Source organism: Priestia sp. USM5, assembly GCF_058323215.1.
On record NZ_JBSGKN010000001.1, the window covers coordinates 2,187,657 to 2,210,244 of the forward strand.

Consider the following 22,588-nt stretch of genomic DNA (forward strand, 5'->3'; position numbering starts at 1 on the left):
TACGTAAAGACTCTAGCTAATTGTTAAACTACCTGACATACTTTTTGAATTTTTCATTATTGGTGTCAAAAACTCTTACATACCTAAGCAAAAACACCTTAAAAATAAAGTCCTATGAGTCGGAATCATCTTTAATTGTGATAAAATAAAAAATGGAAAATACATCATATAGGAGAGAGGCTATGGAAAAAGATCATATTTCAGAGCTTAAGATTTTAAAAGACATTGCCGAGATTTTAAATGAAGGCACTAATTTACATACAATGCTTCACGATGCTCTTTTAAAACTGCTGCAAATAACAGATTTACAAACAGGATGGATCTTTTTTATTGACGAAAATGGAAAACATGAGATGATTGCCGCTCAGCATTTGCCGCCGGCTTTACTAAATAAAACCGCTCAGCCTATGTGTAACGGAAGCTGCTGGTGTGTTGATCGGTACATGGATGGCCGGCTTCAAAAAGCGTCTAATATTATGGAGTGTAAGAGACTTGAAGATTCCGTCATTCATGAGTGGGGAGATACACATGACATTACTCATCATGCAACGGTTCCTTTACAAGCAGGGGATGAACGCTTTGGATTATTAAATGTAGCTGCCCCTCATAAAATTCATTTTGAACAGCGAGAGCTTGATTTATTAGGATCCGTCGCTCTTCAAATTGGCACGGCTATCAAGCGGATTAAGCTGACTCAATCTCAGCAGGAAGTAAAACTTATTGAAGAAAGAAACAGGCTGGCAAAAGACCTTCACGATTCTGTTAATCAGCTGTTGTTTTCAATTAATGTCACAGCCAAAGCCGGAAGCAGCTTAGCAAAAGATGTGCAGTTAAAAGAGACTTTTTCCTTAATCCAAGAAACCGCTCAGCATGCTCAAGTGGAAATGAAAGCTTTAATTTGGCAGCTTCGTCCTCAAGGATTAGAAAACGGCATTGTCAGTGCGTTAAAAAGCTATGGTCAAATGCTAGGGCTTAACGTAAAAGAACAAATTAAAGGAGTGTCCGTTTTGCCTGCTGTAATTGAAGAGACACTGTGGAGAGTCGGACAAGAAGCTTTTAATAATTGCCGAAAGCATGCGGGTACGGCAGAGGTACATCTAAACGTAAATATAAGCAAAGACCAAGTAATTATGAAAGTCTGGGATAGCGGCAATGGATTTATGTATAGCCCTTCAGCAGAATTGCCGACGCTTGGGCTAAAAACTATGCACGAGCGAATAAAAAGATTAAATGGAAAACTATCTGTTACAAGCAGCATAGGAAACGGAACGGTTGTGGAAGTATCTATTCCTCTTTCATAACGGAAAGGAGCGCACATGAAAATAAAGATTTTAATCGCAGATGATCACCATGTCGTCCGAAAAGGACTTGTCTTTTTCTTACAAACGCAGCCTGATTTAGAAGTTGTAGGAGAAGCTTCTAACGGGGAAGAAGCTATAAAGTTAGCGACATCTCTAGAGCCTCATATTGTGTTAATGGATTTATCGATGCCGGTTCTCGATGGAATCGAAGCAACAAAAGAACTAAAAAAACAAGCACCGCATATACAAGTCATGATTCTAACAAGCTTTTCAGATCAAGATCACGTGATACCGGCATTAGAAGCAGGAGCTTCAGGCTATCAGCTAAAAGAAAGCGATCCAGATGAACTTGTAGCGGCTATTCGAAAGCTAATGAACGGAGAAAATCAGCTTCATCCCAAAGTCACTACGCACTTGCTAACACGGTTAACCAAAAGCAGCGAAAAGAAAGTCAATTTTATTGATCACTTAACAAAACGAGAAAAAGACGTATTAAAAGAAATTGCAAAAGGCAAAAGCAACAAAGAAATTGGTGCTGCCTTACATATTACAGAAAAAACAGTAAAAACACATGTGTCTAATATTTTATCGAAGCTTGGGGTTCAAGACCGCACGCAAGCTGCTCTATATGCTGTTCAGCATGGAATTTCCTAACCTACGACTTTAGTTGTAGGTTTTTCTCTGTTCACCTCAGTCTATATTGGTAGCTTTCTTTCTATCAATAGCATGACGAAAAAAAGTTCAATCATCCCTATACTATACATATAACCAAACGACAGAGGGGTAGATAAATATGAATATACTTATTATTAACGGAAGTCCTAGAGAAACAGGCCGAACAACACAAGTAACGAGAGAACTTCACAAAAGCTATCAAAGTTCTTTTCTAGATTTAAGTCAATTATCACTTCCTATATTCACCGGTGAACCTCATCAGTATGAAATAGAAGAAGTGAAAGTGCTGACTGAAGCAATAGAAAAAGCGGATGGTATCTTACTTGCGACGCCTGAGTACCACGGCGCTATGAGCGGAGCATTAAAAAACGCGTTTGACTTTTTAAACAGTGCGTATTTTGCACATAAGCCCGTCGCACTTGTAGCCGTATCAGGAGGAGGAAAAGGAGGTATCAATGCTTTAAACAACCTTAGAACCGTTACACGCGCTTTGTATGCGAATGTTCTATCTAAGCAGTTGGTATTAGACCTTGCAGACATCGTGGAAAAAGGAACTTTACGAAAAAACGCCGCTGACGGAATTCATGAATTAGTTAATGAGCTGACTCTGTATACACAAGTGTCTAAGCAAATTTTAGAAGCTAAGCAAAATGTTTGATGAAGGCGCTTTATAAGGACCGTCGCTTTCAAGCCGTAGTTGCTGCGAATGTTTTATCCTCTATTGGTTCCGGTATTACGATGCTTGCCATTCCTTTACTGTTAGTTGCATCTCCAGATGGAAATAAACTATTTGGCACGATTATGCTGATTATGACGGTGATTAGCTTTGTGGCTACTCCGTATATAGGTGTTCTTATTGATCGAATGTCACGAAAGAAAATGTTGTTAACCGTAGAATTGATAGGTTTTATCACGGTCATGCTATTTGTTATCGTTGGTTTTATGACAGACTATTCAACCATTCACTACATCATTTTGTACGGAACCGGAAACCTTTACTACACGTTTTTTTATCCAACGATTTTTGCATTAAATCAAGAAGTTTTTTCAAAAGATGTGTTTCAATCATTAAACAGTATTATGGAAATACAAGGCCAGCTATCGAGTATGCTTGCAGGGGCTGCAGCGAGTCTAGTCATTACCCGTTGGTCGCTTCAATGGATTTTAACAGTAGATGCAGCTACGTACATAGCTGCATTCCTTTTTCTATTGAGTATTCCATATAAACAAAGCAGTGAACGAAGCGATAAAAAACACACTGCGATGAAAGAGGGATTAGCATTCATAAAAGAAAATCGCTCGGTATCTCTTTTTTTACTGCTTTCTTTTATGCCTTTCATTGCTGTGATGATGACGAACTATTTGTTTCCTATTTATCTGACTCAAGAATTAAACGCAAGTCCAGCAGCATACGGGATTGAAAGTGCTGTATATGGTTTCGGAGCATTAACCGCAGGGATATTGATCGTATCTATTATGAAAAGAACAGGCACTGAGCTAGCTATTATGCTGAATATAAGCCTTTTTGCACTTGGAATATCGATCATCTTCTTTATGAAGCTTCTGCCCGTTTACTTTTCTATTGTATTTCTTCTTGCTTTTGCAAATGCAGGTACAAGAGTAGCTCGAAATACGTTTATGATGCAAAAAATACCGAATATTATCGTGGGAAGAGTCGACAGCTGTTTTCGCTTTATCACGTTAGGGATTCGTATTTTATTGATTTTCTTCTTTACGTACGTTACGGCTAATGATCGTATAGGACTGGCTTTTTTAGGACTTAGCCTGCTTTTATTATCATCCGCTGTGGCAGGCTGGACGCTCTACAAAAGAAAACAACGAAAACAGTCTGCACTGCTTAAGAGTGTTTTATAATGTCTGTTGCATGTTATAATAGAAGAATTGACAAATAATGTTCAACGTTTATGACGTTGAACATTATTTGTTCTGAATAGAAATTAAACAGCAACAGCATTGACTGTTATGCGATTGGAAGATTGTGAAGCGATGATAAATAAAACATTAAACAAAGAACAATTAAAAGATTCGTACTCAAGCAGAACGTACTATAGAGGACACACGTATTACAAGCAGGGGCGTGTGCTTGATTTGGAATACAATGAACAGACCACTACGTGGACAGCATCCGTTCGAGGTGCAGAAATGTATACGGTAATGGTTGAACAAAAAGGAAATTCTTTTTATTCATTCTGCGATTGTCCTGCTTATCACGAGTTTTCAGAATGCAAACACGAAGTAGCTGTTTTATTAACCATTTGCGATGAGCGCGCAAAGCCGCAGCCAATTAAAACAAAGCCTTTTCGCCAAAGCAAAGAATACGAAAATGTAAATCATTTTATCGACTTATTTTCGAGCTATCAGCAAACCATAAGCGACCATAAGAAATATGCAGATAAAGATCCGTTGAAAGTAGAATTTATTTGCAAGTCTTACTCAGAAGAATTTTTACGTTCAGAAGGAATGTACGTAGCGCTTGAAATGAAAGTAGGCGTCGACCGGACATATGTAGTAAAAAACATTCAAGAATTTTTAACAGACGTTAAAGAATTCCAAACTCACGAATTTACTAAGCGCTTCGAATATGACCCTGAGGAAAATTTTTTTATAGAAGAAGATAAGAAAATCATTGAGCTGCTGATGGATATTATGACAAATGAATCATTTTATAAAAATTCTTATTCCATGTATCGTTCGTCTGCAAATAACAGAGAACTAATCATTCCCTCCATCATAGCCGAAAAGTTATTTAAACTCCTTAAAGATCGGAACTTTACATTTATTCATGACGGGCACTCGTATGAAAATATTATTTTTGCTGAAAGCTCAGCTCCTTTTTCATTTCAAATAAATAAGCATTCGGCAGCTGGATTTGAGCTAGACTTTACGGAACTTCATCAAGCTTCATTTTTTGATCGATATGGATGGTTATTTTTAAACGGGACGTTTTATGAGCTATCTCAAGATCAGCGAATGCTTCTTGAAGGACTTCGAAAAACGGCGCCTTTAAAGCCAGTCGTACCTATAGCAGAAGAGCAGATGGGCAATTTTTTATCTCACGTCGTTCCAGGACTAAAAAAAGTGGGGAAAGTAGATATCGCAAAGGAAGTATCTCATCAGATTATTGCACCTGAACTAAAAGCAAAAGTATTTATTGATCGTGAGGATGAACAACTTTTTGTGACGCTTCGGTACAATTACGGAGAGATTTCAATTAATCCATTTTCACCTCAACCTGAAAAGTACGATAAAATCTTAATACGAGATTTAGAAAAAGAAGACCGCGTTATGGACTTAATTGAAACAGCTCCTTTAAACATTTATAAAAACCAGCTGTATTTAAATCAAGACGAATCATCTTTATATCAATTTTTGTTTCATATTGTTCCAAAGCTTGATGAAATAGCGGATGTGTATATTACGGATGAGATGAAAGACTATGCCTATACGGATTTTTCGGAACCCGTAACAACGGTTGACATCAAAAACAGCAATGGGTTATTAGAGATCAATTTTGACTTAGGAGGCATTGATCATCAGACCGTTCAAGATGTTTTAAAATCTGTTTTAGAAAAGAAAAGCTATCATCGTCTAGATAACGGTGCGTTTATTCCTCTTGAAAACGAAGGCTTTGAACATATCCAAAATCTGTTTCGTGAGCTGAACGTAACGGAAAAAGATTTAAAGGATAACTCATTGCAGGTACCTTTATATAGAGGAATGCAAGTGGAAGAGATTATGAGTGCGGGTGATAAATCAGCTGCTAAATTTGGCTCAGCATTTAAAAGGTTACTTACACAGCTCAAATCTCCAGAGGAAATGGATTGGGAAGTACCGGAATCCCTACAGGCATCACTGCGTGATTATCAGTACAATGGGTTTAAGTGGTTTAAATCGCTGGCTCACTACTCTTTAGGAGGCGTGCTGGCTGATGATATGGGGCTTGGAAAAACGCTTCAAAGCATTGCCTATATCCTATCTGAAAAAGAGCTTGATGAAGACAGCAGTGCTTTTTTAATTGTTGTGCCGGCTTCCTTGATTTATAACTGGCGCAACGAATTGGAGAAATTCGCACCGAATTTAACGGTTCAAACCATTACAGGAACGCCGAGCGAGCGTGAGGAGAAGCTAAAACGCACAGCTGACGTATGGATTACATCTTACCCAACGCTGCGTCAAGATATCGATTTGTATCAGCATCTTCATTTTCATGCTTTAATTCTAGATGAGGCTCAAAGTATTAAAAATCATACAACGAAGACAGCAGTAGCTGTTAGGACTATTTCAGCTAAAAAACGTTTTGCGCTTAGCGGTACTCCTATTGAAAACTCACTTGATGAGCTTTGGTCAATTTTCCAGACCATTCTTCCTGGCTTATTTCCAGGGCTTCGCCAGTTTAAAAACATGTCATCGGAGCAGGTCGGCCGAATTGTAAGACCATTTTTACTGCGACGAGTAAAAAAGGATGTGTTAAAAGAACTGCCTGATAAAATTGAAACCACTCATTTATCTGAGCTGACTAAAGAACAAAAAGAGTTATATGTAGGCTATTTAGAGCAATTAAAATCATCTTTAGCCGGTGAAGATTTTAATAAAAACCGAATGAAGATCTTGGCGGGATTAACAAGACTTCGCCAGATTTGCTGTCATCCGTCCCTATTCGTTGAAAATTACGAAGGGTATTCAAGCAAATTAGAGCAGCTGCTTGAAATTACAAGAAATGCGGTTGCCAACGGAAAACGCTTGTTAATCTTTTCTCAGTTTACAAGCATGCTTCATATTATTCGAGAAGAGCTTCAAAAAGAAAATCTCTCATACTTTTATTTAGACGGTCAAACGCCATCAAAAGAACGAGTGGAAATGGCGGATCGGTTTAATAATGGAGAACAAGACATTTTCTTAATTTCATTAAAAGCCGGAGGCACGGGTTTAAATTTAACGGGAGCCGATACGGTTATTTTATACGACTTATGGTGGAACCCCGCGATTGAAGAACAAGCGGCAGGCCGTGCACACCGCATTGGACAAAAAAATGTTGTGCAGGTCATCAAGCTTATTTCTCAAGGAACCATCGAAGAAAAAATTTACGCCTTGCAGCAAAAGAAAAAAGAACTCATCGAACAGGTTATTCAACCGGGAGAAACAATGCTTTCTAGTTTGACAGAAGAAGAGCTCCGAGAACTGCTTAGTATGTAGCAAAGGATGTGTGAGGAATGAAAAAATGGGCGTTTGTATCAGATTTTGATGGAACGATTTCAAAAAAAGATTTTTACTGGATTGTGATTGAAAAGTATTTTCCAGAAGGTGAAGAGCTTTTCCGCCGGTGGAAAGCAGGAGAAATGAAAGATATTGATTTTTTATCTACTGTTTTTCAATCCATTCACCAAGAAGAACCGAAAATTTTAGAAGAAGTAGCGAATATTCCAATTGATAAATACGTGCCCGCTTTTATTAAAGCTGTTCAGAAAAACGGCGGGGATTTTTATATTTTAAGCGCTGGAACAACGTACTATATTAAACCGCTGTTAGATAAATACGGTGTTGAAAAAGTGGAAGTTTATTCGAATGAAGGATATTTCCATCAAAACAACGTTCACTTGCGTCTAGATCCTGCTCACAGATGGCATTCAGAACGCTACGGCATTGATAAATCTGTTGTTATTCAAGAACTAAAAGAGGCATACGAAACGATTTATTTTGCTGGAGACAGCGAACCGGATTCACATCCCGCAAAACATGCAGATGTTACCTTTGCGAAAGATTCTTTGCAAGATTTACTGCGCGAACAAAACGTTTCATTTGTTCCGGTTGAGACATTTAAAGATATTGAGCAATATTTGATGCAACATAATGTAATAAAAAAGGCATAAAAACAGCGGTATTATTTGATTACTTCAAATAATACCGCTGTTCCTATTCCGCCTCCGCTTCCTAAAGCTGCTATGACATATCGCACGTCACGGCGCTTGCTCTCATAAAAAAGACGCGTAGCTAAAATAGCTCCTGATGCTCCGTAAGGGTGTCCTAAGGTCAATGCTCCTCCGCGAATATTCACTTTTTCTTCTGATATTCCCAGTTCTTGCATGCAAGCGACAACTTTAACAGCAAATGCTTCATTGATTTCAAATAAATCAATATCATCTACCGTAAGAGAATTTCGCTTCAAGATATTTTTAATCGCAGAAACTGGTGCAATAGCAGGGTAAAGAGGTGACACTCCTGAAATATCAGCGTCAATAAAACGCAAAACGGGCTGAAAGCCTAAAGCGCGTGCTTTTTGCTCTTCCATCACAAGCGCAATGCAGGCTCCGTCGTTAATTCCACAGCTGTTGGCTGCAGTGACGGTGCCTTCTTTTTTTAAAAAGACGGGGCTGGCTTTTTGCAGCAGCTTTGTTAGGTTTCGTTTTTTCATAAATGCTTCATCGTGCATCACGTTTGGAAGAGGAAGCGTTTCTTCTTCAAACAACCTTTTTTCAAAAGCCTCCCAGCTTCTTTCATGACTTAAAAGAGCATATCTGTCCTGCTGATCTTTAGATATATTGTATCGCTGAGCTACGTTTTCTGCTGCGATCCCCATGTCAGGGTCACCAATTTTATCAGGAGAAAAACGTGCTCTTTTTTCAAAAGGAGAAGTACTTGTACTTTCAACGCCTCCAGCTAAATAGCACGTTCCTGCACCTGCTTTTATCAAATAGCTGGCCATTCGAATCGCCTCTAAGCCAGCTCCGCACTGACGATCAATGGTCATTCCCGGGATAGAAAAAGGGAGGTCCGCTTCTAAAGCGGATAACCTGGCTACATTTCCTCCTGGACCTACAACATTTCCTAAAATAACGTCATCAATTTCATGTTCAATTCCAGCGCTAAGCTGTTTTAATAAAGGAGCTGCTAGCTCTTGAACATGAAAATCTTTCAGTAGACCGTTTTCTTTTCCAATGACCGTACGCTTCGCTTTTACAATTGCTGCTTGATAGATAAGTCATCACTTCCTTACATAGAAGCCGTGTTCGAACGGCCAGGTACCGCTACTGCTTTTCGAACTTTTGTAATTAAATAAGCCGCGACCGCTGCTTTTATACAGTCACCTGGAAGGTAAACAAAGCTTAGCTGAAGAGACTTCAGAAACGGAATGTGAAGCTGCATTGCCTGCACAGGAATACCACAGGCATAGACTAACACAATCCCAAATAACACATTGACAGCAAAAACTTTTGCAACCGTTACATTTTTTAACTTTGTTAACGTCCAGCCAATAAAGAAAGCGGCAAACACATAGCCAATGATATATCCAGCACTCGGACTCAAAAATACCCCAATTCCTCCGCGTCCTCCAGCAAGTAAAGGAACGCCAGCTGCTAGCAAACATAAAAAAAGAAATTGACTTAAAGCTCCTAATCTAGCGCCAAGAATTCCTCCCGACAGCATAACACCCATAGGCTGAAGAGTAATTGGAACAGGTGTAAAAGATAAAAAAATAGGAGGGACGAGTCCTAGAGCTCCCATTATAGCCGTGAATAAAGAAACGTACGTCATATCTTTTGTTTTCATCGTAAACCTCCGCTATGTAGGATAAAACATGACTATCGTATCTTATTAAACTTAAATTAGTCAACTTAATTTTTATTGAAGTTTACATTTTTCTTTTCTCAAACCCGTATTTACGGTACACTAAAAGTAAAATAAAAAGGAGCTTACGGAGTAATGAATCGAATTGAAGAACTAGTTTTTAATCAGTGTCAACAAACGCCGGACAGACTCGCACTATCGGATTCTGTTAATAAACTAAGCTACGGTCAAATGTGGGATCATGTATGCAAAGCCGAAAATCAGCTGAAAGAAAAAGGGATGGAAAAAGGAGAGCTCGTTGCGTTAAGTATGCCAAACAATGCAGAAGCTGTTGTGTCATTTTTAGCGATTTTAAAAGCTGGTGGAATTGTGATGCTTTTACATAATGAGCTAACAGAGGCTGAAGTGGATACCTATTTTTCTATTCAGTCCCCGAATTGGCTATGGAAAACGTCTTCTTTAACTAACATGACAAAAGAAAAACCAATCCTGCCCGTACGGCAAGTGAATGCACTGTCCGATTTATTTTTATTTGGATTTACCTCTGGATCAACAGGGAGACCAAAAGGGTTTGTAAAATCGCATTATTCTTGGTCTTCATCATTTCAAGAGTGGTCGGATATATTTTCTTTAGAGCAACACGACAAAGTGCTTGTTCCTTTACATATCTCGTATTCTGCCCAGCTTTACCCAGTTTTGCATGCGCTTTGCAGCGGGATGCACGCTATCATGCTAGAAGCGTTTACACCTTCTGCTGTTTTTAACAAGGAAGCTAGCTGTATGTCTATTACACCCGCGTTAATTTCTCCTTTGCTTCGGTACATACAAAGCAGACCGAAAGAAAAACGACTTTTGCCAAAAACCGTGATTTCAGTAGGAAATAAATTATCGCCTTCCGTTCGAAAGAAATTTTCACGAGCGTTTTCTAACTCCTCTCTTTATGAATATTACGGATCTTCTGAAATGGGATTTGTTACGGTACTTTCACCAGATACCGCTGAAACGCTGCCTCATACAGTAGGCTATCCTGTTGACAGTGTAGACGTTTTAATCCTGAACGAACGTGGAAAAGAAGTAGAAAAAGGAGACAAAGGAATACTGTTTGTGAAAACAACTCAAGCATTCGAAGGGTTTGTTAAGGACAGCGAAGAAACGAACCGCTCATTTTTTAACGGATATGTTACATCGCATGATATTGCGGTTCAGCTTCCAGACGGAAACATTACCATCGTAGGAAGAGACAAAAATGTAATCAAAAGCAGCGGAAGCTTAGTATATGCTGAAGAAATTGAAGAGCTGCTACTACAAATATCGGGCGTTAGCGAAGCAGCCGTTTTTAGCGTAGCAGATGCTGAACGTTCAGAAGTCGTAGGTGCAGCAATTGTCTTAGAGAACATTTCTCTTTCTGATGTAAGACAAGCGCTGACAAAACGAGTATCCTCTTATAAAATCCCGCGCGTATGGAGAGTTTTAACGTCCTTTCCGCGAATGAAAAATGGTAAAATTGACAAAGCAACGATATACAGCTACTTTACAGAGAAAGAAGGGAAGACATATGATTTCATTTGAACCCGTTACAGCTGACACGATGTATATTGTGTCAGAGATTATCAATTCAAACGAAGCTTATAACGTGTTAGAAAACGGCAAGAAAGAGCGGAGGGAAGAAGAGCTTTTTAAAGAATATATGAATGAAAAAACAGACAGTTATTTTATAAAAGCCGACGATACATACGTAGGGGTTATTGATTACATGAAACAAAACCCTAACGATGATCATCCGTGGATTGGAGCTTTCATTATTCATAGCGCCTATCACAATTTCAGTTTCGGAACGCAGGCATATTTAGCATTCGAAGACAAGCTAAAAGAAGAAGGAATTTCTGTTCTACGCCTTGGTGTCCTGTCTCAAAATCCTAGAGCCAAGCTGTTTTGGGAGCGCCTTGGTTTTACCCAGTACGCCACTAAGCCGCTGCATCATAATCAAGTTAACTGTTTGGAAAAAGAACTGTAAGAAAATCCGTGGATTATATCCGCGGATTTTTTATTGTACATTAAATGATCAAAAGAAAGAAAATATAGGAACCACTTTATTATTATCAGAGCCTTATGCTCCTGTTGAAGACAGCGTAATCCTTCTATTCGACGTGACTTGAAGGATCTTGCAATTGTACTCAATTTTAGCAGAAGAAAAGAATCTGGTTTTAATATAAAATTAACTATTTAAACTGTTTAGCAGATGTATAAAAAACTGCTTTTTTATGCATTCTTTCTTCATCTATTTCTCTGATAAAGCCTTTCATATCAAGGATGTATAAAAAGCTGCCTACCATATATATTTTTCTGCCTAAGAACCCTTACTCTCAAAAGGGTTCTTTTTTGTGGTGTGTTCCGGAAAGAGGTATTATGTTAACTGGATTTGTATATGGTATACATATAAATTTTAAAAATATGGATACTTCACTGATTATTGATAAACGTTTAGTTTTAGTAGTTCTTCTACGTAAGTAGATAATGATTTTAAATGGTTTCCAACGTAAGTATTTGTTTTTGATTCAATAATTTCTGCTGCAGGTACCATTGATAATTGGGCTGCCGAAACAATTTTATCAGGGTGATTATTTATAAGTTGATTTAATCCACTTGTTACAGCTTCTATATATTCTTCTTTCTTACCTTCCATAACAAGATTAAAGGTGTTTTCTAAGAGATAAGGTTCAACTTGAATGTTTTTTTTCTGTTTAGTTGCAAAGTTAATTAGCTGATTCATTGTTCCTTCTACGGTGTTTGTGTTGGTGAAGACTAAAATTTGGGGTTCACCTTTCTCACAGATTGAATGAAATAAAGGATCATCAATTTTAATAATAGGAATCGAGTAGGCAAGTTTATCTTGTTCGATATTAGCTGTAAAAAAGGTACATGTAATCAAAATAGCGTCTACGTGACAACTTGATATCCATTCTAACGTATCCTTAATTTTCTTTTGTGCTGCTTCTTTTGTAAAGTTAGAATCCATTTTAATACGATCTAAGCCAGGATCTACGAAATGAATTAGTTCAATGTTGTAGGGTTTTAGAGCTTTTTCGATATGTTCAATATTAGAGTGATGAGCATGGAAACAACCTAATCTCTTTTTCATTAAATAACCACCTTAAGTATTTTAAATAACATAAATTAAATTTAACACAAAATGGTAGTTTTATATTGTTTAATTAAAATAATCTTATCAATAAATGCCATGATATTGGTTCTTATAACGTGGATTATGGTAACTAAAAATGTACGGTATATACACCAACTGATTACCTCTAAATACCTTTTATGGTAAAATTAATTAGAAAGGAATAGAAATAATAAAGCAATATTATCTAGTTTATATAACTTCTAATGTTGTTTAGGAAAGAGGAAACAAACTTGTTTAAAAGCTTGTCATCTGTTACATACCTTTTTTTATTTATAGTTTTTACATTTCTTTTTTTGCACGAGTTTCTTTTTATGCCATTTATATTTAATTTTTCAATTTTAGAATATATACATCTAGAGTGGCTAGGGTTTTGGTCCATATTTTTAGCGATAATTTTTCTTGGATTATTCCTACGAAAAACTTACAACTTAAACACCAAAAAGACTTTCCTAATAATAGGAGGCTCAATTTTATTAGTATTTGTGATTCTTTTAATTTTACTGTTATCAGTAGCCGGACAGTTGTAAAAAGTTGCTTACAACATTAAAAATATGTATAGAATCCATGCTTTCTAGATTAGTAATTATTTAAACTGGAATTTCAGTGCCTGATGGAGGAGTGAATTAGTATGTCTGATAAAGAGAAAGAGGAATCGGAAATTGAAAAGCCTAGCCTAGATAGAGCAGGGATAAAATCTTATATGGGTAACCCAGAGAAATTCGAGTTCTCACTTTATGGAGTCTTAATGGCTTGTGTGCCTTTAATTATAGTCGGAATTTTTATTTGGTATAACTGGTAAAGAGCTTGGATCAATTGATTCAAGCTCTTTATTGCTGCCGATAATAGGTTTTATGTTAACTAATTTTGTATAGGATATTGATAAATCTAGCGCTTCTCAAAGGACTTATTCTTTCCTAATTTCCTAAGTTAATCAGGGATAGTAGCCTTTTATGTACTAGTAAGGAATACTAATATATACTTAAATAGTTTGTGTAGATAGATTTTATCTAAATAATTAATGGAGGATTGATATAGAAATGGAAAACTTCCCAGTAATTCGTATGAGAAGAAATCGAAAGGACGATTGGAATCGTCGTTTAATTGCCCAGCATGAATTAACAGTTAATGACTTAATTTGGCCAATATTTGTAAAAGAAGAGGCAGGAGTAGAAGAAATTAATTCTATGCCAGGTCAATTTCGAGTCGGTTTAGATTGTTTAGTTCAACATGTAAAAGAAGCTGTAGAATTAGGGATTCCAGCAATTGCTTTATTTCCAGTTATTCCAGACAGTAAAAAAGATTCAATTGGAACTGAGGCGTTAAATTCAAATAATGTAATCTGTCAGGCAGCAAAACTACTTAAGGAAGCATACCCAAATGTCGGTTTAATTGGGGATGTCGCTTTAGATCCTTATACAGATCACGGCCATGATGGAATACTTGTTAATGGTTATGTTGATAATGACGAAAGCGTTCGTGTGTTGGTTCAACAAGCATTAATATTAGCAAAGTCTGGAATAGATGTTGTTGCTCCATCTGATATGATGGATGGTCGCATATTTGCTATTCGAACTGCCTTAGATAAAGAGAATTTACACAACACTAGAATAATGTCGTATGCAGCAAAATATGCCTCTAGCTATTATGGTCCTTTCCGCGATGCCTTAAATTCAAGTGAGAGACTTAAAGGGGATAAAAAAACGTATCAAATGGATCCTGCAAACTCGGATGAGGCTTTACGTGAAGTAGAACTAGATATAAAAGAAGGCGCTGATATGATAATGATAAAACCAGGCCTACCTTACTTAGATATTGTTCAACGTGTAAAAACTAAGTTTTCTGTTCCTACTTTTGCTTATCAAGTGAGTGGAGAATATTCTATGATGATGGCGTCTTTTGAAAAAGGTTGGCTAAATCCAGATGAAGTGATTATAGAGACTTTACTTGCATTTAAACGTGGAGGGTGTGATGGTATTCTCACTTATTTTGCAGTAGATGCTGCCCGTAAAATACAAAGTAAAGAGTAGTGTAAAAAAAGAATCTAGTATTATGATTAGGTGCTTTTTTTGTTACGGATAACGCGTTTATGTTAACTAAAAGCATGTATCATACGCTGATTAAAAGTAGATAAGAATACTGTTCGTGAACTAGCCTCCAGGTGTTAAACTGTGTCTAACACCTGAGCTAGTTCATTTTAGTTCACTTGTATTTAATTTTTATCTTTAATTAGGGTTAATTCATTCGTTTGAGATATTAAATCAATTTTTTTATTTCCTTTTTCATAATAAGTAGAGGCTCTTTCTCGATCTTTCTCCTGCCACCCTTTTGATTTAGTTGCTAATTTATATCCTGATGGTATCCCATTTTCTTCAGAAGCTTTAGACCAATCATACATGTCTAAACGTTCGTTTTCTTTTACTAATTGTGCATTTTTAGGTACAGGGGAACCGGAGAATTTATCAGACGGGATATATGCAAAAAATGTAACGAAGTAGAAAGTTGCTGCCCCTATTAGTACAATTGCTGTAAGAGTGATTGTCACATTATTTTTCAATTTACTTCCCTCCTTTTATATTCATTATTTTACCATTAATTATAAAGGAAATTTATTTGCCAGGTTTTTCATCTCAAGAAATATCTGTATAAAAAAATCCTTTGCCCGAGAGGCAAAGGATTTTCAAATTTATTGGATTAGGGGGGAATACGTTATTAGTCTGGCCAAATTTGTAGATTCATATGCATATATCTTTAAAAATAAGTGTTGTAATTAAATCTTTTTTAGAGAATAACTTTATCTATGTTTTTAATTACAGTAAGTAAATGTTAAAGTATTGACTCAAGTCCAGTCTATACGTAGAGGTATATTCAACGCATGTAATCGGACGTTCTATGATGTTGTTATACATGATATAAACCTGAAATAAACATTTATACCTATAAGTATTATCTTCTATTTTGAAATTATATCCTTTTTAATGCATCATTACACTTATAAAAGGTCTTATTATCCTATTTAGATAGTGTACTAGTAATCTTATAATGGATAATAGAGGAAAATGTCGCATCAGAGATGCATTAATCATAAGGTAAAGAGGGTTTATAATAAATGGGAAAAGTATATGAAGCCAATATGCTTTTGGCCTATGCAAAAGACCGTGTACAAGCGTATAAAGTATTCGATGAGCAGTTAGAAGCATTAAAAAAAGCTCTTCATGCAATGGCTACACTAGATCATGAATTTCAAGGAAAAGGTGCCGATAACATCAAAGGCTTTTATAAAACACAAGTGGATACCGTCACACATTGGAAAAGTCTTGTTTCCTCACATCGATCCTATTTTAATAGTATTGCAGACTATGCCGAACATGCTAAATTAAAAGGTGACACGTTTGTAGATGTATCGTTTTTAGAACAAGAGCTGGAAGTTGCCAATGATCGTTCCAAGCAGATGGTTGAACAGCAGCACGCTGAACTTGAATCGATTTTAAGCAATATTGAAGATATTATACATATTACACCGTTTTCTACAGACGCATTTGAAGATGATTTAAGCGCAACTGAGAAAAAGAGAACAGATACCATCACAGCAGTAGAAGAACTAGATAATCAGCTTTCAAGTGAATATGGAATGTTAGATTCCTTCTATGAATCTGTGCAATTCAGCGTAAATAGTTTGGAACAGATGACCTCCCAAGGAGGCAGTGCTTATCAGCTAGTCTTTGATGCCAATGCCTACAAAAATAGTGAAGCATACAAAACACAGCAGCAAATCGATAAAGTCGCTTCAGGTTATGTAGAAGAAAAAGCAGAACAAAAGCAGCGAATCAAAGCTCAAAAGGAAGCTATTGAAGCTGAAAAGCAAGGACAAATTCAAGCTAATAAACCATGGTATGAAAAAGGCCTGGATATCGTTGGAGAACTTACTGGATACTATGATTATAAGCGAGCCGTAGAGGGCGTCGATCCGGTTACACATACAAAGCTTTCTACAACGCAACGAGTGACAGCTGGAGCGATGGCAGCAGCTGGATTTATTCCATTTGTAGGTTGGGCAGGGCGAGCTGTAAAAGGAGGCAGTGTGGTCTACAAAACCACTAAAGGCATGAGTGCCGCGCATCATGCAATGGCTCTTTATCATACACCAAAAGCTTTCAAAACACTCCAACAAACAGAAAAAGGTCTCTATGGTCTCTTGTTAACGAATGGGATGTACGAGTATACAATGGGGAAAGACTTATTAGGAAACAAACTTACCAAAGAAGAGAAGCAAACTAGCTTGCTTCAAGCTGCAGGAGGTCTCTTAGGAGTAGGGGTTTCTGTGAAAGGCACAGCTGGGATTGCAGAAGATGTAAAACAAGCCGCCGATTTAAGTGGATTCCTAAAAAGGAAAGTTCAATATAGTCTGGACCAACTTTCTACAAAGAATTTGGGGTCAACTCCTCAAAGGAGCCTAGCCTTTGCTGAGCAAAGAAAAAATATTAATACACTAAGTAGTACATATGTTAAAAACGTCACTTCAGAAATTAATGACTCTACAATGATGTTATTTTCTAGAAGTAGTGAAGGGGCTCAAAGTCCAAGAGGTGTTACATCCCATACGGTAGAACATGTTTTCCATGGACAAGTAAATCGACGTCAAAAAGCAGTAGGTTATCATCACGAGAGTATGATGGGCGGAGGAAAAGTTGTAGAGGTAATAGACCCTCCTGACAGCAGAGGAATTTATCGTGCAAAAGTTTCTGTGAATGGTATTGAAAAAATACCTGTTTCTACTTTTTTCCAAAGGATTGGAACAGAGCTCAAGTTCTTAATGCAATTAACGAAGCTTATGAAAATAAACGCATTATTAACCCTCAATCAGGTTTATATGCAGGAAGGACTTCTGAGGGTTTAACAATTAGGATGTATATAAATTCAGAAGGAAAGATAAATACTGCTTTTCCAATAAGAGAAAGAGGAGGGAACCAGTAATGAAATATAATGTTCAAATCTATGAAGATAACCAGGGAATGCTTATGATAAATGTACCTGATGAAATTTTTTTAGTTATAGATTTATTATCAAGTGATGTACAAGAAGATGGATCGAAATTATGGCTAGATTTAATTGATAAAGTACTTTCAAAGCAATCTTCTTATGAAGAATTAACTGGAAATGCCTGTACTATAGAAATTAAATATGATGTAACAAAAATTGTGAATGAATATGCTGAAGAAGGTCAAAAGGCGTATTGTCTAATTGAAACAGATGAGCTAAAACAGATTCTGCTTATGTGGGATGATGCTGTTAGAAATAAATACGCATAATAGAAATTAATTAACTTAAAAGTATGGTGGAGCCTTTATACGAGATGAAGAAAAAAGAAATCTCGTATAAAGGCTCCTTTTTGGTTACCATCATGCTAGGTCTCAGAATAGAAAAAAGAATATCTTTGTGAACGAAAATTAAACTTAATTAACGAACGTTTTTCAATGTCAGTTTAGGTTTAAAAACCATATAAAATCGCCTTTGATCTAGCACAGAACTTTTATAATCGTTTTATATAGTTTGTAGAAAAATATGAACTTTTTCTACAAAGTATGTAATAGACAAAATTATTTTTAAGTAAATAATTTAAACACTACTCAAAGGTAGTAGATGTTTATGTGCAAACTAATGATTTAAGAAATAGTTATTTTTATATTAAGAATTATTTTTTTATTCAAAAAACTACGTTGACAAAATGAGTAGATAGATATAATATTGCATGTAATCAAATAATGATAAGCAAAGATTGGAAATAGTAGAAGGATATATAAACTTGTCAGAGAGCCGATGGTTGGTGAGAATCGGTAGTTATTGCCTTTGAACTCATCCAAGAGCTACTCCCTGAATATTATAAGTAGGGGATGTCGGTTTTCTACCGTTATGAAGATAGGTGGTGATAGCTGCCGAAAATGAGTGGGTTAATTATGTAATGATTGATCAATTAGAGTGGTACCGCGAGCAACGCCTCGTCTCTATGTTTTTATAGAGACGGGGCTTTTTTTATACATTAATATGACAAAGGAGTGTTTCTGAAATGACGAGAAAAATTTGGATGTTTGATACGACTTTAAGAGATGGCGAGCAAGTTCCGGGGGCTAAGCTGAACCTGTATGAAAAACTAGAAGTAGCACAGCAACTAAAGAAGCTGAAAGTCGATATTATCGAAGCTGGTTTTCCTTCATCTTCAGCTGGTGATTTTAATGCTGTGAAAGAAATTGCTATGAAAATAGGAAATACAGACGAAACGATCATTACAGCGTTAGCAAGAGCAGTAAAGGCTGATATTGATGCTGTTTATAATAGTGTGAAATATGCTAAAAAACCGTTAATCCATATAGTTTTAGGCGCTTCAGACATTCACGTGGAGAAGAAGTTTGGAAAATCGAAAAGTCAAATTTTAGATCTTGGTGTTGATGCAGTAAAATATGCAAAAACACTTCTACCAGACGTACAATATTCAACGGAGGATGCGTCTCGCTCCGATTTTGAATATTTATGGGCAACGATTGAAGCTGTTGTAAAGGCAGGAGCTACCATTATTAATGTGCCCGATACAGTTGGCTATGCCGAGCCAGAAGAGTTTGGTGAACTAATCTTTAAAATAAATAATCGCTTGAAAAATTTGAATGATAAAGTGCTTTTAAGTGTCCATTGTCATAATGATCTTGGTATGGCAACTGCGAATACGTTAGCTGCAATTAAAAATGGGGCAGATAAAGTCGAGTGTACGATAAATGGCATTGGTGAGCGTGCAGGCAATGCTGCACTAGAAGAGGTCGTCATGGCAATTAATACGCGCTCATCAGTTTATAATGCGTACACAAATATTAATACAAAAGAAATCATGAATACATCTAGATTGGTAAGTAGTTTAATGGGATTAGATGTACAAGTAAACAAAGCTATTACAGGTGATAATGCTTTTGCTCATTCTTCAGGTATACATCAAGACGGCTTATTAAAAGCAAGAGATGCTTACGAAATCATTAGCCCAATTGAAGTCGGTTTAGACGATATGGAACTTGTTTTAACCGCCCGTTCTGGACGTCATGCGGTGAAAAATGCCCTTGAATCATTAGGCTTTAATGGGATGACTAACATGCAATTTGAAGGGATATTTGAAGCTTTCCTTGCATTGGCAGATGCAAAAAAAGAAGTATATAATCATGACTTATATGTCATCGTTGAGAATTATTATGCGAAAAATGATATTCATAATCAGGATATAATGCACTATAGTCATCATTTTTATGAACTAATCGATTTGCAAGTGATTAGTAATACAAATTTCCCGTCTGCAAGTGTGAAGATTAAAAAGGGTGATCAAATATTGAAAAGTAGTGCAGTCGGTTCTGGCCCGATTGATGCCTTGTATTCAGCTATTACAGAAATTAGTGATTTAGATATTAAATTGATCGAATATAATATTAGCAGTGTATCAAGAGGTAAGGAAGCATTGGGAAAAGTAAAGATCCAAGTGGAATACAAAGACGAAAAGTATATTGCCAAGGCAACAGATACGGATGTTATGAAAGCAAGTGCATTTGCATATATCAATGCTGTAAACAGTATCGTGGTTGATACTTTACTTCCGATTGAATAAATAAAAGGTAATATTTAATGGAATGTACTTAGTTTGTTAAGGTATGGACTTGTCAATATTTACTGGATATTAAGTTAGGCTACTATGACGAATGAAAAGAAACATGAATATAAAAACCTTAGGAATCTATGGATTTCTAAGGTTTTTGTATTGCGGGAACCTGAATTACTTTAACTAAAATTGAATATGACATATCGGCTATAAAGGTAAATTGCTTTTTGCTTGTCCAAAAAGGTCTAATTTATTAACTAAACAGACCTTATATCAATCATGTAACTATTTTTAAAAGAGGGCAGGGCGGATGCGCGAGTACGACAGTTGTAGCATAGGAGGAATAAAACACCCTTTAGGTAATTACCAAGTAATCACGTAAAGGGTGTTTTAAATTATTTTATCAAAACCGTTGTATTCGCCGGAATTACAAGCTGATTTTTGACTTTTTTAGCACCTTTTTCACTAGCAAAAATCAATTTACCTTTCGCTGCTACAGATACTTTTACAGGTTGATTTGAAATATTATGATACACACTAATGGAGTTGCCTTTATACGTACGGCTATAAGCAACAACTTCTTTACTGTCTACTGAAATAGATTGAAGCGTTCCTTTTACTAACTCTTCGTGCTGCTGACGTACGCGAATCATTTCACGGTAATGATTTAACAAAGAGTCCTTTTGTTTGGTTTGTGCTTCTACAGACACGCCGTTGCCGCCTTTATTGTATACAGGTGTTTCCCAACTAGTTTGTCCAAGTCCGTTTCCTTCGTACCAGCGGAACGGTTCACGGATTAATTCATCAGGCTTTTCACCGGTCATGCCGATTTCTTCACCGTAATAAATATACGGGTTGCCAGGAAGCGTAAGTAAGATAGAGGCAGCTGACTTTGCTTTATTGACATCTCCGCTTAACTCACTCATGACGCGATTTTGGTCATGATTGGTTAAGAAAATGCCGTCAATTTTATTTGGATTGTATGATTTGAACAGTTCATCTGTTGCCGCTGCTGCAGTAGCGATTCCTTGATCATTTCCTGCTTTTACAGAGCTGACAATTTTTCCTGCTAAATCAAAGTTAAATAGGGAATCAAGCGACTGATAATAAGGAGCTACTACTTCCGGCTGATCCCATACTTCACCCGTTAGATATACGTTAGGGTTTTCTTTTTTCATCGCATCTCTAAACTCATTCCACCACAGGAGATTTTTCTTAGCGCCTTCAGGTGTTTGACCTTTAAAGATATGGAGGGCAGCATCTAAGCGGAACCCGTCAACGCCTTGCTTTAGCCAAAACTTTCCGACGTTAATCATTTCTTTTCTTACTTCAGGGTTATCGTAATTTAAGTCAGGCATTCCTTCCCAGAACGTTCCGTAAAAATACTCTCCGTTTGGAGCTTTGTGCCATACTTGTTGTCCCCAAGATCCTTTTTCATTCAAATCGGTATTTTTATCAGCCCAAATATAGTAATCTCTGTACTTGCTGTTTTTATCTTTTAACGCAGCTTGAAACCAAGGGTGTTCACTGCTCGTATGATTCACAACGAGGTCCATAATAACTTTTACATCTCGTTTATCTGCTTCTTTCATTAGCTTGCGAAAATCTTGCAGATTTCCGTACTGAGGATCAATGTTATAATAGTCCGTTACATCATATTTATGATAGCTAGGAGAAGGGTTGACCGGCATCATCCAAATCCCGTTTACTTGAAGATCATTCTTTGTATGAGAATTGCCATCATTTAAATAGTCCAGTTTTTGTGTAAGACCTTTTAAATCACCATGTCCATCTTTATTTGCATCGTAAAAAGAGTTTACATACACCTCATAAAAGACACCGTTTTTATCTGCAGCTGGAGATTTACCTTTATGTACGGTTTCGGCGTGAACGCCTGTTGATAAGCTAGCAGCCAGCGGCAGTGTTAGAGCTAAAGCTGTCCATTTTTTCCCTTTCATCGTTTCATCCCCTTTTTTTTGCAATCGTTTGCATAAATTGACTACAATTGAAATATAGCACCTCTTTGAAAACGATTACAACGAAAATTTTATTTTGATTATTTTGAACTAGTAATTATTCTGACAACCTAGTTATTTACTGTGTCCAATGGCATTAAGAAGCTGCATTATATTAAGGCTATAGATAGAAAATACAAATAAAATAAGGGAGTATTATCCAAATAAAAATAATGACTATGTCAAATATTCTGACAATGTTGTTGTT

General features: G+C 36.6%; 18 protein-coding genes, 1 pseudogene and 1 other annotated feature. Of the genes and pseudogenes, 14 read left to right on the plus strand and 5 right to left on the minus strand.

All coding sequences use genetic code 11. The features are described 5' to 3' along the window. Positions 1–182 precede the first annotated feature (182 nt). The 6 genes from ACWATA_RS11960 (at position 183) to ACWATA_RS11985 (ending at position 7,864) form a co-directional block, all read left to right on the plus strand. Positions 183–1,301, plus strand: coding sequence for a GAF domain-containing sensor histidine kinase (locus ACWATA_RS11960; RefSeq protein WP_473049866.1), 1,119 nt, complete (start codon positions 183–185; stop codon positions 1,299–1,301). A gap of 15 nt (positions 1,302–1,316) precedes the next feature. After that, positions 1,317–1,955, plus strand: coding sequence for a response regulator (locus tag ACWATA_RS11965; protein WP_033579092.1), 639 nt, complete (start codon positions 1,317–1,319; stop codon positions 1,953–1,955). 139 nt (positions 1,956–2,094) lie between these two features. Beyond that, on the plus strand, positions 2,095–2,634 hold the full coding sequence (locus tag ACWATA_RS11970; RefSeq protein WP_473049867.1) for an NADPH-dependent FMN reductase: 540 nt from the start codon (positions 2,095–2,097) through the stop codon (positions 2,632–2,634). Continuing rightward, entirely contained in the window at positions 2,634–3,851 is a 1,218-nt protein-coding gene (locus ACWATA_RS11975) for an MFS transporter (RefSeq protein ID WP_048019268.1), read from the plus strand. The genes ACWATA_RS11970 and ACWATA_RS11975 overlap by 1 nt, the downstream gene beginning before the upstream one ends. Before the next feature lie 132 nt (positions 3,852–3,983). Continuing rightward, entirely contained in the window at positions 3,984–7,190 is a 3,207-nt protein-coding gene (locus tag ACWATA_RS11980) for an SNF2 helicase associated domain-containing protein (RefSeq protein WP_473049868.1), read from the plus strand. Between the two features lie 17 nt (positions 7,191–7,207). Continuing rightward, positions 7,208–7,864, plus strand: a complete 657-nt coding sequence (locus ACWATA_RS11985; protein ID WP_028413203.1) for an MtnX-like HAD-IB family phosphatase — start codon at positions 7,208–7,210, stop codon at positions 7,862–7,864. 11 nt (positions 7,865–7,875) lie between these two features. On the opposite strand, the gene ACWATA_RS11990 is transcribed toward ACWATA_RS11985, so the two are convergent. Together ACWATA_RS11990 and ACWATA_RS11995 are read right to left on the minus strand one after the other, a co-directional pair. Next, positions 7,876–8,970 (minus strand): acetyl-CoA C-acyltransferase, encoded by a 1,095-nt coding sequence (locus ACWATA_RS11990; RefSeq protein ID WP_462857351.1) that lies wholly within the window; start codon positions 8,968–8,970, stop codon positions 7,876–7,878. 14 nt (positions 8,971–8,984) lie between these two features. Beyond that, positions 8,985–9,542, minus strand: a complete 558-nt coding sequence (locus tag ACWATA_RS11995; RefSeq protein ID WP_473049869.1) for a biotin transporter BioY — start codon at positions 9,540–9,542, stop codon at positions 8,985–8,987. A 153-nt stretch (positions 9,543–9,695) separates the two neighbouring features. Between ACWATA_RS11995 and ACWATA_RS12000 the strand changes: the two genes are divergently transcribed. Together ACWATA_RS12000 and ACWATA_RS12005 are read left to right on the plus strand one after the other, a co-directional pair. Continuing rightward, entirely contained in the window at positions 9,696–11,129 is a 1,434-nt protein-coding gene (locus ACWATA_RS12000) for a class I adenylate-forming enzyme family protein (protein WP_473049870.1), read from the plus strand. Next, a complete protein-coding gene (locus tag ACWATA_RS12005) occupies positions 11,116–11,574 on the plus strand; it encodes a GNAT family N-acetyltransferase (protein ID WP_028413207.1) in 459 nt (152 codons plus the stop codon). Before ACWATA_RS12000 ends, ACWATA_RS12005 begins: the two co-directional genes overlap by 14 nt. A gap of 453 nt (positions 11,575–12,027) precedes the next feature. On the opposite strand, the gene ACWATA_RS12010 is transcribed toward ACWATA_RS12005, so the two are convergent. After that, complete coding sequence (locus tag ACWATA_RS12010) at positions 12,028–12,699, minus strand: hypothetical protein (protein WP_473049871.1); 672 nt, start codon at positions 12,697–12,699, stop codon at positions 12,028–12,030. Positions 12,700–13,372: 673 nt separating this feature from the next. Here ACWATA_RS12010 and ACWATA_RS12015 point away from each other — a divergent pair. Then, positions 13,373–13,543, plus strand: a complete 171-nt coding sequence (locus ACWATA_RS12015) for a hypothetical protein (protein WP_473049872.1) — start codon at positions 13,373–13,375, stop codon at positions 13,541–13,543. Positions 13,544–13,781: 238 nt separating this feature from the next. Next, positions 13,782–14,771 carry a porphobilinogen synthase gene (hemB, locus tag ACWATA_RS12020; protein ID WP_033579082.1) on the plus strand — a complete coding sequence of 330 codons (990 nt, stop codon included), beginning with the start codon at positions 13,782–13,784 and terminating at the stop codon, positions 14,769–14,771. Positions 14,772–14,953: 182 nt separating this feature from the next. Here hemB and ACWATA_RS12025 read toward each other — a convergent pair whose 3' ends face one another. After that, positions 14,954–15,298 (minus strand): hypothetical protein, encoded by a 345-nt coding sequence (locus ACWATA_RS12025; RefSeq protein WP_047750898.1) that lies wholly within the window; start codon positions 15,296–15,298, stop codon positions 14,954–14,956. 552 nt (positions 15,299–15,850) lie between these two features. On the opposite strand from ACWATA_RS12025, the pseudogene ACWATA_RS12030 reads away from it, so the two are divergent. The 4 genes and pseudogenes from ACWATA_RS12030 to ACWATA_RS12045 form a co-directional block, all read left to right on the plus strand. Beyond that, positions 15,851–16,807 (plus strand): annotated as a pseudogene (locus tag ACWATA_RS12030) (T7SS effector LXG polymorphic toxin); the annotation flags it as partial. A gap of 752 nt (positions 16,808–17,559) precedes the next feature. Continuing rightward, positions 17,560–17,715, plus strand: coding sequence for an EndoU domain-containing protein (locus tag ACWATA_RS12035; protein WP_473050221.1), 156 nt, complete (start codon positions 17,560–17,562; stop codon positions 17,713–17,715). Beyond that, positions 17,715–18,050 (plus strand): hypothetical protein, encoded by a 336-nt coding sequence (locus ACWATA_RS12040; protein ID WP_049164703.1) that lies wholly within the window; start codon positions 17,715–17,717, stop codon positions 18,048–18,050. Before ACWATA_RS12035 ends, ACWATA_RS12040 begins: the two co-directional genes overlap by 1 nt. Positions 18,051–18,504: 454 nt before the next feature. Further along, positions 18,505–18,748 (plus strand) — a binding site (T-box leader). Between the two features lie 57 nt (positions 18,749–18,805). Beyond that, positions 18,806–20,374 carry a 2-isopropylmalate synthase gene (locus ACWATA_RS12045; RefSeq protein ID WP_049164699.1) on the plus strand — a complete coding sequence of 523 codons (1,569 nt, stop codon included), beginning with the start codon at positions 18,806–18,808 and terminating at the stop codon, positions 20,372–20,374. Between the two features lie 386 nt (positions 20,375–20,760). On the opposite strand, the gene ACWATA_RS12050 is transcribed toward ACWATA_RS12045, so the two are convergent. Continuing rightward, complete coding sequence (locus ACWATA_RS12050) at positions 20,761–22,323, minus strand: alpha-amylase family glycosyl hydrolase (protein ID WP_034266384.1); 1,563 nt, start codon at positions 22,321–22,323, stop codon at positions 20,761–20,763. Between the last annotated feature and the right edge of the window lie 265 nt (positions 22,324–22,588).

Coding starts and splice junctions, on each gene's coding strand:
- ACWATA_RS11975 (WP_048019268.1), top strand. CDS start 2,634: ATGAAGGCGCTTTATAAGGACCGTCGCTTTCAAGCCGTAGTTGCTGCG.
- ACWATA_RS12010 (WP_473049871.1), bottom strand. CDS start 12,699: ATGAAAAAGAGATTAGGTTGTTTCCATGCTCATCACTCTAATATTGAA.
- ACWATA_RS12040 (WP_049164703.1), top strand. CDS start 17,715: ATGAAATATAATGTTCAAATCTATGAAGATAACCAGGGAATGCTTATG.
- ACWATA_RS11960 (WP_473049866.1), top strand. CDS start 183: ATGGAAAAAGATCATATTTCAGAGCTTAAGATTTTAAAAGACATTGCC.
- ACWATA_RS12045 (WP_049164699.1), top strand. CDS start 18,806: ATGACGAGAAAAATTTGGATGTTTGATACGACTTTAAGAGATGGCGAG.
- ACWATA_RS12000 (WP_473049870.1), top strand. CDS start 9,696: ATGAATCGAATTGAAGAACTAGTTTTTAATCAGTGTCAACAAACGCCG.
- ACWATA_RS12015 (WP_473049872.1), top strand. CDS start 13,373: ATGTCTGATAAAGAGAAAGAGGAATCGGAAATTGAAAAGCCTAGCCTA.
- ACWATA_RS11965 (WP_033579092.1), top strand. CDS start 1,317: ATGAAAATAAAGATTTTAATCGCAGATGATCACCATGTCGTCCGAAAA.
- ACWATA_RS11985 (WP_028413203.1), top strand. CDS start 7,208: ATGAAAAAATGGGCGTTTGTATCAGATTTTGATGGAACGATTTCAAAA.
- hemB (WP_033579082.1), top strand. CDS start 13,782: ATGGAAAACTTCCCAGTAATTCGTATGAGAAGAAATCGAAAGGACGAT.
- ACWATA_RS11970 (WP_473049867.1), top strand. CDS start 2,095: ATGAATATACTTATTATTAACGGAAGTCCTAGAGAAACAGGCCGAACA.
- ACWATA_RS11995 (WP_473049869.1), bottom strand. CDS start 9,542: ATGAAAACAAAAGATATGACGTACGTTTCTTTATTCACGGCTATAATG.
- ACWATA_RS11980 (WP_473049868.1), top strand. CDS start 3,984: ATGATAAATAAAACATTAAACAAAGAACAATTAAAAGATTCGTACTCA.
- ACWATA_RS12005 (WP_028413207.1), top strand. CDS start 11,116: ATGATTTCATTTGAACCCGTTACAGCTGACACGATGTATATTGTGTCA.
- ACWATA_RS12050 (WP_034266384.1), bottom strand. CDS start 22,323: ATGAAAGGGAAAAAATGGACAGCTTTAGCTCTAACACTGCCGCTGGCT.